This is a genomic window from Njordella aestuarii (assembly GCF_056494165.1).
Genome location: NZ_CM151397.1, coordinates 399,756 through 413,463, shown reverse-complemented (window position 1 = coordinate 413,463; position 13,708 = coordinate 399,756). Strand labels below are relative to the sequence as shown.

Below are 13,708 nucleotides of genomic sequence, written 5' to 3'. Positions count from 1 at the left end.
CTCGACTCCATCGGGATGCACTTCATCGATCTAGACGCGCTGGATAGAACGCGCGGAAAGACGGCGGATCAGTTTGCGCATTTGCAGCACACTGATCGTGGCAAGCACTTGAGAGACATTCAATCCGCTCTTGGCCGTAATCTCGTCGATATCTGTAGGCTCGACTTGGATCGCCTGCAAGACCTTCATCTCGGTTTCATTCAGCTTCATTTCTGCTGGATGACGGATTGTGTTCTCGTTCTCCATCGTCGCTTGCTGAAACAGCGGGCCTAAATGATCGAGCACATCACCAGGATCTTGAACCAAGATAGCTCCGTCGCGGATCAATCGATTGCAGCCTCGGGAAGTCCTCGATTGGATCGAACCCGGAATAGCAAAGACATCGCGTCCTTGCTCGCCAGCATGCGACGCGGTGATCAAAGCGCCCGATCGCTCCGCCGCTTCGACAATGATTACCCCCAAGCTCATCCCGCTGATCAGTCGATTGCGTTGCGGAAAAACGCCTGGCTTTGTTTTTGCAAAGGGATGCGTTTCACTAACGATTGCGCCTGACTTTATAATTCTCGCGGCAAGCTCTTCATTTTCAGCAGGATAAATATCCGTTACGCTGCTTCCAAGATAAGCAATCGTACGACCGCCAACGTCCAACGCCGCGTTATGCGAAGCAGTGTCAATACCGCGAGCAAGTCCGCTGACGATCGTGAGCCCTGCTCGTGCCAGGCCCCGCGCAAAGAGCTCGGCAGCTCGCATTCCATAGGAAGATGCATGCCTCGTTCCCACCATGCCAATCGAAAGTTCATCGGCTGGAGTAAATTCTCCTTTGACATACAGGACCGGGGGAGCGTCGGCAAGCTCACACAGCAGGGGAGGCATTTCCGCATGTGCGCTGGTTAGTATTCGCACGCCATTTTCACTGCAGTGTTCGAATACGCGATCAGCAAGATCGTCATTCCTTGCAGCTTGGATCGCAGCTGCGACTTGCGGCCCAACTTTTTCGACTTCGCCTAGCTGCCGAAGCGTTGCGCTGAATACTGCTGAAGCGCTTTCGAAATGATCAAGTAAACGCCGCATCAAACGCGGTCCAACTCCATTGACAAGACTCAATTTAAGGAACGCGCGAGTGTCGCCGTCAGATGGATTTGGTGCAATAGTCGATTCTTCGCCGGCGAGACGCGTAGCTGGAGCAAATGATTCACCACGAATATCATCCACCATAAATCAGCCCAAAACCTTCCTAACGCACCACTAACTCCGAGCCTTCTACTAACATGTAACGTCGGTCGGCTGCGACGTTCTTAAACTCTTGCTGCTTACCACTAGGCCATGTCACCATAACAGAATCCATTACTGAGTTTGTACCAATTCCGATATGAACCAGTCTTTCACTCGCCGAATAATAACCTTCACCAACAACCAGACTCTCCGTCCATTTCTCAGTACCGCATGTTAGCGTGACACGAGCGCCGATTGCATCGCGGTCGGATTCTACTCCCACAAGATCCATCTGAAACGCATGATTCGTTGAATCGGTTTGGTTGTGTAATGCAGCAGCGTTTCTTTCACAGTGAGTGATAATAACGTCCAGCTTCCCATCTCTATCAAAATCGGTTGTGGCAAGCCCGCGGGCAATCGTTGGAGTCTGCGAATAGGCTCCTAACACATTTTTGTCCAATACTTGCATTTGCTTTGAAGCGTTTTGGTAAAGCAACGGATGCATTTTAAACTGTTCTCCGAACTGTTCGTAGTCATCAAGACCGCCATTGACCACGATAATATCCTGCCATCCGTCATTATCCATGTCGAAAATTTGGCAACCGAATCCGACTAGCGGAAGTGACTCTTTGTATAAGTTCCAACCGCGTGTTTTGTCGACAAATAGATTGGGTTTTTCTTGTAGGTACAATGAATTGTATTCGCCGAACGCGTTCGTCACATAGATATCTTCTAGTCCATTTCGATCGATGTCCGCGACTGCGATTCCCATGCTGCCTTGAGAGCGTCCTTTAAAATCCACGGCGACGCCAGCAGCACCCGCTCGCTGCATCAGCTGGAAACTGCCGTTGCTTGCTGGCTCGTTTACGAAATAGTGATTTGCCGTTGTATCGTTAGTGACGTACATCTCATTCCCGCCAGCTTGATCAAAGTCACCAACCAACAATCCAAGCGATCGCCCGCGTTCTATTTGTCCTTGGAGGAATTCATCAGCCTTTTCCCAGCCCTCACTCGCGCGATTCAGCATAACAACTTCGTCGCACCCAGGAAATTGTTGTGGCGGGCAATTGTAAGTTTGCGAACCGGGACGCGAGCACTTCTCAGTTTCCCATTGACTGCCTCCGATGTACATAACCAGCACTATATCTGGCAAGCCATCCCTGTTTACATCCGCCAACGCACAAGCCGACACCCAATAGCTTTCCGCGCTTAATGGAACCGAGTACGACAATGAATAAGTCCCATCGCCGTTATTGCGATACAAATTGCACGAGCCAATGTTTGCGACTAGAAAATCTGGGTACCCATCTTGGTCGAAATCACCGACCGCGAGCCCTTGACCGAACCCGCGTGCCTCGGGAATTGCAACGCTGCTTACTTCGACAAACGTGCCTTCCAAGTTGCGAAATAGCTGTTTAGGTTTGTTCGCCAACGGCTCGGACGGAATAGCTCCTGCGCGTGAAAATAACATATCTGGCCAACCATCCAAGTCATAGTCAGATACAGCCACGCCCCCACCCATGGAACGATAAATATAAACGCCAGTTTCTGATTCCAATCGCCCCCAATCATATTCGGCTGCTGCTAGCCCGATCTGCTCGGTCACTTCCTCAAATCGGATCGACGCTGCCAATTCTTCCCCAGCCGACAGTTGGGGCAGATTCGAATCAAGTTGCAGTTCCAAATTTACGTTAGGCAAATCGAGCTCATTAAGGCCAGCCAGTAACTCTGGCAACTTTAGGTTTGGTGCTGACGTTGGCGAATCGGTAGACAAATCACCAGCCGCACTAGCTTCTTCTTTTTCACCTGCAGCGCCAGCGCTAGGATCAGTAGGAAGCGAAACGCCGATCGCCTTCCATGTTTTCTCCAAGAGGTCCCATCCTAGCGACCCATAGTCGGTCGCAAGTTGCAAGCAACTGGTTCTGCTCAAATCACCTCGCAATATGTCACGCACTTGCTCGTTGGTCCGACCTAGTCGATAACTTCGCTGGCGAAACTTTTCTGCGAGCTCTAGATTCTCAAGCGTAATCAAGCTGCTCGCCATTCCTTGGGTCGCCGTTAAGCTTCGAGGGTCAAGATCGAGTGCCTTTCGAAAGGCTTGAATGGCCTGCTCAGGTTGCGATTGATATTCGTACCACAGCCCCATTGTGTTCCAAAACTGAGGATGCTGATCATACTTCGGAGGTTTGCTTGCCAACCATTGGGGTAGAGTATCCCATGCGTCGTTCATAGCCTGAACATAACCATACCATACCCATGCTTCGCGGTGCTGCGGAGATACTTCCAGAGCATTTTTCAGTAGCTCGGAAGCGATATCATAACGATGATTCACCAGCGCCTCTCGCGCGTCGTAGGTCAGCTTATGATGCCGTTCGCTTTCTACCCCCTCCATCGCTTCGCGCAGTGGTTCGTCGCGGAACTGATTTTCGATGTTGCAAAGCATAGACAACTCGTGCAGTTGAAAACTGCCGAGCTGGATCAACTTGCGAGTAAATGGTTCGGATTCAAATCGCCTCCCTTGAGCATTGTACATTCGCTGTAGCAATCGGTTTGGCGCAGGATTGTCTGGCGCGGCAGCTGCAACTGCAAGCAAGCGTGGTTCTGCCTCCGTCAATCGGCCTAAACTTAACAACCACTCTGCCGACTGGCCGTCGACAGCCATCTTGATGTTAGGATCATTCGAATTTATCGTTCCAAGTAATTCGACAGCATCGGCAATTTGCCCCCGTTCCGCCATAATTCGCGCCGTCAAAAACACAACGCCCGGATCATCCGGAGCCTGCAATAGTGCGTTCTGAATCGCTTGCCAAGCAGTCTCGCTGTCTCCAGTGCTCATCGCTTGCATTGCAGCCTCCATCGATTGCTGCACAGTGGCTTTGGGAGCTGGCGCTGCTGCTGAAGCTGGCGCTGGCGTGCTTGGCGACGGCTCACTCGGGGGCAGGGTGCGCTGCTCCAGCTCACTTGGTGACTGGCGAGCGACTTGGCTCTCTGCGGCGGCTTTTTCCAATTCCTTGTGTCGCGAAGCCGCCTTACGATCTGCGATCGGTTCGTCTTTGCACCCGACGATGGTTACAGAAACCAGCAACACGCTCAGCCACATGCGGCGGAGCATTAGATTCATGGCAGAATGCGGCTGCGGCGGTAAAGTACTTTGATTGCAAGGCACGTTGAACGACTCACTGCGACGATAAGTTGATCGAACCGTCCAACAGTCTGCTAACAATACTGCTGCGTCAACGGCTTGATTATGATTTCTGGCACGTGAGCTTGAGGAGGCAAAGAAGCTATTGCAATCACCATCGCAGCCACGTCTTCCGGCTGTAGTATACGAGCTTTATGTTCATCTGTCACAGGAACAGGCCGGTTGTTCAAAATTGGCGTATTGACCTCCCCCGGATATACATTCGTAATACGAATCCCATGTTCGGCCAGTTCGTTTCCCGAAGCCGTACCCAGAGCCGTCATCGCAAATTTACTGGCACAGTACGCGATTCCGCCCAAAGAGATCGCTCGTTTACCCGCGACGCTCGAAACGTTGATGATCAATCCACTTTTGGCTGCCATCATGTTCGGCAGGACTGCCCGCATACAATTATAAGGACCTGTCGCGTTGATCCCCATGACCATGTCCCATTCTTCGGGCTTCATCGCTTGCATCGTCCGGTCGCGAATATTGACCCCAGCCGCTTGCACCAGAATCGTAACCGGCGAGATCGTCTTGGCAGCCCAATCGAAGAATGTCTGCACGCTTTCGCGATTCGCGACGTCCAGCGGATGTCCGAAAGCACGCCCCGGCGCGTTCAAAAGCTTAATAGCCTCCTCCACCGCCTCGGCACGCCGCGAACCGATGGCAACTTTTGCTCCAGCAGCCATCATTGCTTTCGCAATTCCCAGCCCAATTCCGCTAGCCCCGCCCGTGACGACAACCGAAGCATCTTTTAAATTCGACATACCCATTCCCAAATTAGACTTGACCCAGCTGACTCGACTGACCCATTAAACGTGACAGGCTCAGCCACCTCGAGCGGTGGACCCGTATTCTAGCCGCAATGCCGCTTTTGTCTGCCCGACAAGCTTCACGGGTACTTCATATTTCGCCCCATCTTTCGAGCGCCGGGCGGATTTTTTACGCCGAGCAGAACTGTGGCGGCGTGTGCACTGTGAGTCGATTTGTGTTACGCTAACGATACGAGATGAACCGGCGACTGTTTGAAATCTTCCTCACGAAAGCGCATTTATGGACTCACGCAAAGCAATAGCTTCGACTCTTAATACAAGCATGATGGTACTTCAGAAGTATATTGAAGACTTTAGTGACGACGAGCTTCTCCAATCGCCTGGTGAGGGTTGTAATTCGGTAGCCTGGCAACTTGGGCACTTGGTCTCTTCACAAGTCAGCCTGCTGCAATCGGTAGCACCAGGTGCTGGCCCCGAGTTGCCAGCCGGATTTGCAGAGCGTCACAGTAAGGACGGGGCCAGCGATCCATCTAAGGACGGTTATCACTCGGCCGCCAAGTATCTGGAATTGTTCCATGCTGCGAACACCTCCGTCGTCAATTCACTCTCCAAACTAACCGACGAAGAACTTGACGCTCCCTCTCCGGAACACTTACGAAGCTTCTTCCCAACCGTTGGCGATATTTACATCCTTATGGCAGTACATCCTTTGATGCATGCTGGCCAATTCGTTCCGCTTCGCCGCAAGCTGAGCAAACCGGTTGTTATTTAGTTGCGATAGACGAGCGTTACTTCGGCAATACTTACCGCACGTGATCGCGATACGGCTCGTACTGCGATCGTTTCCCAGAACTGGAAAGCATCCATGAAAAATCCTGCAACGAAATCCCTTCGCAAAATCTGTTTTTGGGTGAATGCGATTGTCTGCACACTGCTTCTTGGTCACGTTCACGCGCAAGAGACTTCTGAGCAAGCAAATCCATGGACCCGTTTCCGCGGCCCCAATGGCACTGGAGTCCTGGAAAAATTTGAAGGTCCATTGCCCTGGAACGCCTCTGACGTCGCACATCGCGTCGATCTTCCCGGAACTGGCAACGGCTCTCCGGTAATCTGGGGCAATCAAGTGTTTTTGCAGGTAGCAAAGCCAGCAAGTGCTGACGCGTCGAGCTCCAATCGCTCCTTAATTGCGATCGATGCCGCTAGTGGAAAAATCCAGTGGCAATATACCTCCGATTTTCCGCTCTATAGCATCCACAAGTTTAGTTCCTATGCATCCAGCACGCCGTGCGTCGACAAGGATCACGTCTACAACGTCTGGGGCCAGCCTGAATCATTAATCGTTGAAGCTCTTACCCATGAAGGCAAAGTCGTATGGCAGCGTGACCTCGGATCTTTCGTCGGCCAGCATGGCTTCGGAAGCTCACCGATGCTGGTTGGCGATTTTGTAGTGCTTTACAACAGTCAAGACGCTAAAGACCTACCGCCAGGCGTTGCACCCGGGAAAGACCGAATCGTTGCCATGCATAAGGCAACCGGCGAGACAGCCTGGGAAACGGAACTGCACGCATCCAACGTGTGTTATGGTGTGCCTTGCGTTATTGAATACGACAACAAGCCGGGGTTGCTGGCGGCCAACACACTCGACGGATTCTTTGTCGTAGATGCTCGCAATGGTGAGAAACTGATGACCGATCTACCCTTTGGCAAACGAGTCGTCTGCTCATGCAGTTTCAACGACGATATTTTCGTCGCGTCGGAGGGTTCGGGCGGCGGCGGAAATGTTGTGGTCGCTATGGATCGCAAAAATCCTGGTAAGGTCAAATTTCGACTTGATCGCGCGGCGAGCTATGTTCCGTCAACGCTAATTCACAACGACCTCCTGTTCGTCTGGGCCGACAATGGAATCGTCACCTGTGTCGACACATCGAGCGGCAAGCAATATTGGACGAAACGTGTGGGGGGCAATTTCTCAGGTTCCCCCGTTTTGCTCGGAGACAAACTCGTCAACGTTTCCCACGAAGGAATCGCCACCATTCTGAGAGCGTCCTCAGAATCAGAAGAGCTAGCTTCAATTGACTTAGAACAACCCTCGCGAGCCACTCCAGCGGCAACTCAGCAACAACTGTTCATCCGCACCGAATCGCAGTTGTGGATTATCGGGAAGCAGTAGTCGCCAGCCCGCTAAAATGATTAGCAGCCGAGCGCTTTAAATGAAATTTCGTGGCTTAACTAAGCCGCGAATCGTAAACACGTTTTCCCAAAGCTTGGAACGACTGCTCTTTTTATCACGAATTGCGAAAGCGAAGCCGACTTTGAAGCTCAGCGATCATGGTCTCAAGTTCCGCCGGAGTCTTCGAAAGCAGCTCTTCGTCGTCACTGATCGCGTCTCCAAGCAACTCCTGGTAACTTTGCACCCGCCCCGTTAACTTGCCTTCCTGCCGACCTTCCTGCCGACCTTCCTGCCGACCTTCCTGCCGACCTTCCTGCCGACCTTCTTGTCGACCTTCTTGCCGACCTTCCTGCCAGCCTACTTGCCGGGCTTTTTCTTCAGCGGCAGCAATCCGCCAAGCTTCATCCATCTTCGCTTTTTCTCGATCGTCGTAGATGTCGCGATATTCCGTCTTCATTTGAATCTCCTCGACCGTATCAATCACCAATTGGAACTCTGGATTGGGAAACAACTCCCGCAATCGAGCTGGACTGTAGTGCTGCGCATTTCGAATAAGATAAATCCAACGTTCGATCGCCGTGGCATGCTCCAATTCGTCTTCGGTAACATTATACTTTGGAAGCTCTAGAAAGTGAATCTCAAGCGTCGCCTCCAAGACTCGGCCGGTATTGAGATCGGCCAATTGGAAACAATGGTGTTTGGTTGAATCTTTCCGCCATAAAAAATCATCTAGCAAACAGATCGCAAAGACGGGACGGAGTTCCGCATAGTTGTCGCCTCTCTCCAACTGTCCGCGGTACATCGTGCATCCATAGTAGGTCATTCTTTTTTCAATTGCGAAAGTGTACGCAAGCTGCATCTCAACATTGAAGTATGCTCCGTTTGCGTCCTTGGCCTTGATGTCCAAAATAGAAGACTTATCTTTTTGGAATTTCTGCAAATCAAACGGGTTAAGCACTTCTAAATCAACGATGCGCACGCGAGGATTCAAGATGGCATTGAGCAGCGAGATAAGCGGCCCGACGTGCTTCTGATTGCCGAAGGCAAGCTTAAAAGCAAAATCGATCAGCAGGGAAATACCAGAAGCAATTGACATGACTCGATAAATCAAACGCAAAACGGACTTACCGAAATAAGGCCGCGATTAATGAAAATTTCACTGTGACTACCCGCTACTCATTTGGCATCGAACAATGGACCATTTTAGGCTTGGCAACCGCGTTTTGGTAGTCAGGTTCCGTCAGCGTCAACTTCCATTGGTCGCTTCGCTCTAAGTCTAAACCTTCTTTGACTCGACTGCATTGGTCCCACCGGTCGTTTTGTCTTTTGTGACGTAAGCCTGAGTTATGCTAGCGACCAAGGAACCGAAGGCTATTCCGTATCCCAATTCAAGATGTGGATGCGCAGGTAACAAAAGGAAAGATTGCAAAGCTCAGATTCCTTTTTACCTGAACTATTCAACTCTTGTGCTTGGAGACGCTTGCGACTTCAGAAAAGCTCACAAACTCCAACTGCCGTCGCATGAACACCGGAATTAATATCGCTCGAAAAATTTCTGAGTCTCTCGCCAGAATTTGTTGAACAATGTGACGCGACACACAGAAGTGCCACTCTTTGACAGGTAGTCTTGGCGACGCAACGTTGCTTTTCAAGAAACTCGTCCCAAGTATTTTCGGAGATTGTTTGTATGAAGTTTACATTCCGTTTGACTGCTGCGGTTCTACTTTTGTTTTGCATTGGTGGCGTGAGCGAGAAGGCCAATGCAGATGTGGTTTCGATATCTGTGCATAACCCGGGAAACTCAAGTTTTTCATTGACACCACTTTGGTACGGGTTTCATAGTGGCGGTTTCGACATTTTCAACCCCGGGCAACAAGCTTCCGCTTCACTTGAGGCTTTGGCTGAAGACGGCATTGTTAGCGGCCTGCAAAGCGACTTTAGCAGCACAGCGCCCACGGGTCAGCAAGGAGTACTAACTGCCCCAGCGGGTTTTGCCGGCGCCCCAGTAATAGAGCCGGGCGAAACAGCCAGCTTTACTTTTGATCGAAGCTTGCCGAACCGCTTTCTATCATTTGCTTCGATGGTCATTCCATCGAATGATGCATTTATCGGAGCACCCAATGCGATCGAAATTTTCAACGTCGACGGCAGCTTCGTTGGAGGTGGAACCTCTCGCACTTTAAATATCAGCTACGAACAGATTTGGGATGCTGGAACAGAAGTCAATAACACGCTGGGAGCAGCTTTTTCATTGGTTGGCGGAACGTCATCTGACGAAAATGGAGTTGTAAGTCTTCTGCCCGCCGGGGGACTCGATAACTTCTTGGGGACGCAGACTCCCGCCGGTTCCATCGACACACTTTTCCTCCCTGGATCAACAGTTGCGACTATAACCATAACTGCTGTCCCCGAGCCCACTTCTATGTCTTTGTTAGGTGCCACACTCGCGTCGATCTTCGCGATAAGAAAACGCAAGAAGATCATAAGCTCCTTCGCCAAACAACAAAACTAGATGGCTTCGGAACCATGTAACTGTACAAAGCGGCTAACTCAATTTAGTGCTGGCCGCATAAGTACAATTCTTGATCAAGTGGTTAATTAGCCGTTGAGCTCTACTGGGCTCTGGCTCACATCACTCTGCAATGTCACTCAGCCGCGATTGCGCGGGCGCTAAGGGATTGACAGACCACTTTTCCCATTCAAAACCAGTGGCGGCAGGAGGTGTCATAAAGCGCACAGCCCCATGGCAAGATTCATTAGGCAGTTTATCCCACGTGATCTCGCAGTAAGCAAGTATTCCACCAGCCCACTCTCGCTGCTTAGGCCATGAACTGGGAGGACGCGAACCAAGAAAATCTGCGTAGATCAACCAGAGCTTGATGACACCATTTGAATGCTCTTCGTTAGTCCCGACATCAATAATGAATGTCTCAGAAACAGCAATGTGTTCGACTGAATGGATATTCGTTTCAGTGCCGCGGCTACCGAGCCATTCCGCAGACACCAAAGGCGATGTGCGAGTCACAGCGGATTCGACGTTCCCTCCTCTGTCAAACTTGCGAATAAGCACTGCACCAAAATCGTTGTCAACGAACTTGCCAGGGTCGATGCCACCATATCTCTCAACACGCTCTTCGCCATGACGCCGCAAAAGGTACGGTAGATTTGGCCACTGCCATTTGGATTCTGAATCCCAAATTCTAACTTCATCCATCCATGGAACGTCAGCGAATGCAAGCCGCGAGTTCCAGAACTCTCTGTCCAAATCGCCCGATGGACGGCTAATGGTTACGGTGACCTCTAGACCAAGCCTCTGACCTTTTACGGAGGACTCCTTAAGCGATACGGCTCCATAAAGTAGCGGTGGACTTGAGTGCACCATCTCTGATTCAGGAGCGATTGGCGGCCAATGTATGGCAAAATCGTGCGTCGTTCCGTCGATCGGTACACCTTGGTTCGGCTCACGCGTGCACCCACTGATAACGATCGCAACCAGCATAAAAACCAGCCGGGTTGTATCGGCGACAATCTGCACTGCAGATCCTCTAGTGAAGGAGTTTGAACATTTTGGCGTCATTCGTCACCGTGAACATCGCGTCAGGTTATTCATTTGGACGCTGGTCAATCATTGCGTGCTTGCAACAATGAGTTTAACTTGAATCGGCACAAGTCGACATCATTGTATCTATCTCACCCAGCCAATTCTCTCCGCACTAAGATTGCTCTTCGAGAGTTTGCTCGCCAAGATGGATTGCGAAAGTATCTCGTAGAAGCGTCGAAAGCTGGAGAACATCTTATTGGATTAATGCTGAAACAAGAACTCACGACTGCTCATGAGGCTCCAAAATAAATCCTCGATCGCTTGCCGTTTCTGCGACTCATCGGCCGAAGCAATTAAGTCGACCATCTGCTGCTGCTCCCGAGCATTCGGTTCGCGAGAAAGACAACGCAGGTAGGCGTTCTTCACTAACGCTGCTGTGTCATCTCCATACGTCTTCATGAAATCCCCGACGATACTGTCAGGGCCCGCTAGCTTGTCGTTGATCGTGTCGCCGTTGTTAATGTGAAGCACTTGAACGACACTGGGCTCATTGCTCCGCTCGCATTCACAAACAATCCGCCGTTGGTTGCGGCCGAAAGTACGCAAAAAGCTATTTTCAACAGCACTGTCATACAATTGAATCGCCCGAGTACCTTTGGGATAAAAATCGATTTTCCGCCGATCGTTGCCAGGAAACTCGATCTGCGTAAACTCCGTATCGATCTTGCTCACTTGCACGATGTTGTCATGAAGAACTTCCGCAATTAACCTTCGCGGATAATAGTGCGAAAAGAATCGGACATCGGCGGCATTATTTAAACGTGTCTGACTGCTGCGTTGATAGGTTTCGGAATTCAAAATCAGCCGCATTAAAGACTTCAAGTCATATTTGTGTTCGATCAAGTACTCTGTCAATGTTTGCATGAGCAAGGGGTTAGATTCAGGATTGCTCGCCCGCAGATCGTCTACCGGTTCGACAATTCCAACACCGAAGTACGCATGCCAAACACGATTGACGATCGCTCGCGTAAAATAAGGATTGCTCGGTGAAGTCATCCATTGAGCAAGTTCAACTCTTCGATCTTCTGGGGAGTTGCTGTCTAGCGGAGACGCATCTAAAGGTGCTGGTGCTTGTGGCTTTCCTTTGTTAGGCTGAATCAAGTCACCGCGATCCAGCACGACGACCGTCCGATGAGCGTCGCCATTGCGAGTCTCACCTGCCCAACCTTTCGCTCGCACCCGAGCGAACATGTTTGCCATCGCGTAATACTGGTCGTTCGTCCATTTTTCCAGGGGATGATTGTGGCACTTGGCACAACCAATTGACAGGCCCAGAAAGGCTTGGCAAGCGTTTTCCGTCATGCTTTCGGGATCTTGATTCAACGCATAAAAATTCGTGGCTCCGTTTTCCAAGGCTTCCCCCGTCGCTGTGAGGATTTGCGATGTAAATTGGTCCCACGGAGTATTTTTTTCCACATGGTTTCGAATCCAGTGGTAGTAGGATTTAACGCCGTCGACTTGGAGGATCGCGCCGTTCAGCATAAACAAGTCTGACCAGCGATAGGCCCAATAGTCGACATATTCGGGGCGTTCCAACAATTCGTCGATCAACTTGGAGCGTTTGTTGTTGTCACTATTTTCGTGAAACGCGAGAATTTCTTCCGCGGTCGGCAGCTTGCCAATCGTATCGAGGTACACACGACGAACGAACTCTTGGTCAGTCGTTTTCTCTGATGGAGCAACATTCAGTTGCACTAGGTGCTGTTTGACTGCGGCGTCGATCGCATTTACAGTCTTGAGCTCTTCAAAGGTCTCTGGTGGAATGTCTTCCGTAAAGGGCACGAGGATTTGGCTATTTTCAATGCGGCTGGCAAACCAAACGGAAATCGATGTTTGTCCATTCCCTATGACTTTAACGATGCCGCCCTCGTCAACGTTCGCTACCGACTCGTCCGACGATGAAAACCTCGCCCACTCGGTGACATCGTCCGTGCGGCCGTCGGAGTATTTTGCGGTGACCACGATCGCTTGTTCATCGCCCACTTTCAGCTCTAATCCTGAAGGATAGACCGTAAGCGTTTCCAGTTTTGCTGCCGACGGTTTCGGCGCGTGTGCGCCTTGCTTTATCCAGTCTTGAAGAACTCGGTACCCTTCGCTATCTACCGGCAGGCGAACGCCTCCTTTATGGGGCACCTTGCCCGACGGCTTAAGCAACAACAACGACAACTCCGGCGAGTTTAGTTCCACACGGCGTCCTAGGTCTTCTCTCGCGATCGTATAAAAATCCGATTCGGAATCGTAGCCCCGCAACGAAAGCCGAAATCCTCCCTTACCAGCTAGTGCACCGTGACAAGCCCCCATGTTGCAACCAGCACGGGCCAATACTGCTTGGACATGGCTGCTGAATTCGATTTCGCGGGGTTGTTGCGTTTCACTTACCGTAACATCGACCGACACCTTTGATTCAGCACCGGATTCGGTTGTCCATCGTGCCGTTACGACGGCCGCGCCATCGCCGACGGCCGTGACGATTCCCTGCGATACTGCAGCAACGCTTGGCTCCGACGTTTCCCACTTCACTGGCTGCTCGATTGCCGAACCGATGACGCCGCTATCGATCTGACTTTGGAGAAGTAGTTTTTGAGATGAGGCTGGACCAACCAGCTTGACCGAAGCAGGTAAGACGATCGCTGCCGCGCGTGTGGGTTCGAGTTCGACTGCGCGTGAGATTGTTGCCACAAAGAGAGGCATTACCAAGCACATCGCACGAGCGAACAATACCGGCAGAAAAAATCCATGGAGAGTGACTGGCATTGGTTTATCAGCTA

At 51.0% G+C, this 13,708-nt stretch carries 9 protein-coding genes; 3 read left to right on the top strand and 6 right to left on the bottom strand.

What is annotated here, in order from left to right:
• Positions 1–30 precede the first annotated feature (30 nt).
• The 3 genes from dprA to SH451x_RS01510 form a co-directional block, all read right to left on the bottom strand.
• Positions 31–1,215, bottom strand: a complete 1,185-nt coding sequence (gene dprA / locus SH451x_RS01520; protein ID WP_479360529.1) for a DNA-processing protein DprA — start codon at positions 1,213–1,215, stop codon at positions 31–33.
• A gap of 19 nt (positions 1,216–1,234) precedes the next feature.
• On the bottom strand, positions 1,235–4,333 hold the full coding sequence (locus SH451x_RS01515; RefSeq protein WP_479360528.1) for an FG-GAP-like repeat-containing protein: 3,099 nt from the start codon (positions 4,331–4,333) through the stop codon (positions 1,235–1,237).
• Between the two features lie 95 nt (positions 4,334–4,428).
• Positions 4,429–5,163 (bottom strand): SDR family oxidoreductase, encoded by a 735-nt coding sequence (locus SH451x_RS01510; RefSeq protein ID WP_479360527.1) that lies wholly within the window; start codon positions 5,161–5,163, stop codon positions 4,429–4,431.
• Between the two features lie 286 nt (positions 5,164–5,449).
• Between SH451x_RS01510 and SH451x_RS01505 the strand changes: the two genes are divergently transcribed.
• Both SH451x_RS01505 and SH451x_RS01500 read left to right on the top strand, forming a co-directional pair.
• Positions 5,450–5,941: a DinB family protein gene (locus tag SH451x_RS01505; protein WP_479360526.1), complete on the top strand. Its 492-nt coding sequence runs from the start codon at positions 5,450–5,452 to the stop codon at positions 5,939–5,941.
• Positions 5,942–6,034: 93 nt separating this feature from the next.
• Positions 6,035–7,339: an outer membrane protein assembly factor BamB family protein gene (locus SH451x_RS01500; protein ID WP_479360525.1), complete on the top strand. Its 1,305-nt coding sequence runs from the start codon at positions 6,035–6,037 to the stop codon at positions 7,337–7,339.
• Positions 7,340–7,454: 115 nt separating this feature from the next.
• Here the strand turns inward: SH451x_RS01500 and SH451x_RS01495 are convergent, their stop codons facing one another.
• Positions 7,455–8,435: an Rpn family recombination-promoting nuclease/putative transposase gene (locus SH451x_RS01495; protein ID WP_479360524.1), complete on the bottom strand. Its 981-nt coding sequence runs from the start codon at positions 8,433–8,435 to the stop codon at positions 7,455–7,457.
• A 591-nt stretch (positions 8,436–9,026) separates the two neighbouring features.
• On the opposite strand from SH451x_RS01495, the gene SH451x_RS01490 reads away from it, so the two are divergent.
• Entirely contained in the window at positions 9,027–9,851 is an 825-nt protein-coding gene (locus SH451x_RS01490; RefSeq protein WP_479360523.1) for a spondin domain-containing protein, read from the top strand.
• Positions 9,852–9,971: 120 nt separating this feature from the next.
• Here the strand turns inward: SH451x_RS01490 and SH451x_RS01485 are convergent, their stop codons facing one another.
• Together SH451x_RS01485 and SH451x_RS01480 are read right to left on the bottom strand one after the other, a co-directional pair.
• Positions 9,972–10,874 carry a hypothetical protein gene (locus tag SH451x_RS01485; protein ID WP_479360522.1) on the bottom strand — a complete coding sequence of 301 codons (903 nt, stop codon included), beginning with the start codon at positions 10,872–10,874 and terminating at the stop codon, positions 9,972–9,974.
• 267 nt (positions 10,875–11,141) lie between these two features.
• Positions 11,142–13,694: a DUF1553 domain-containing protein gene (locus SH451x_RS01480; protein ID WP_479360521.1), complete on the bottom strand. Its 2,553-nt coding sequence runs from the start codon at positions 13,692–13,694 to the stop codon at positions 11,142–11,144.
• Between the last annotated feature and the right edge of the window lie 14 nt (positions 13,695–13,708).

Coding starts and splice junctions, on each gene's coding strand:
- SH451x_RS01505 (WP_479360526.1), top strand. CDS start 5,450: ATGGACTCACGCAAAGCAATAGCTTCGACTCTTAATACAAGCATGATG.
- dprA (WP_479360529.1), bottom strand. CDS start 1,215: ATGGTGGATGATATTCGTGGTGAATCATTTGCTCCAGCTACGCGTCTC.
- SH451x_RS01510 (WP_479360527.1), bottom strand. CDS start 5,163: ATGTCGAATTTAAAAGATGCTTCGGTTGTCGTCACGGGCGGGGCTAGC.
- SH451x_RS01480 (WP_479360521.1), bottom strand. CDS start 13,694: ATGCCAGTCACTCTCCATGGATTTTTTCTGCCGGTATTGTTCGCTCGT.
- SH451x_RS01490 (WP_479360523.1), top strand. CDS start 9,027: ATGAAGTTTACATTCCGTTTGACTGCTGCGGTTCTACTTTTGTTTTGC.
- SH451x_RS01515 (WP_479360528.1), bottom strand. CDS start 4,333: ATGAATCTAATGCTCCGCCGCATGTGGCTGAGCGTGTTGCTGGTTTCT.
- SH451x_RS01500 (WP_479360525.1), top strand. CDS start 6,035: ATGAAAAATCCTGCAACGAAATCCCTTCGCAAAATCTGTTTTTGGGTG.
- SH451x_RS01495 (WP_479360524.1), bottom strand. CDS start 8,435: ATGTCAATTGCTTCTGGTATTTCCCTGCTGATCGATTTTGCTTTTAAG.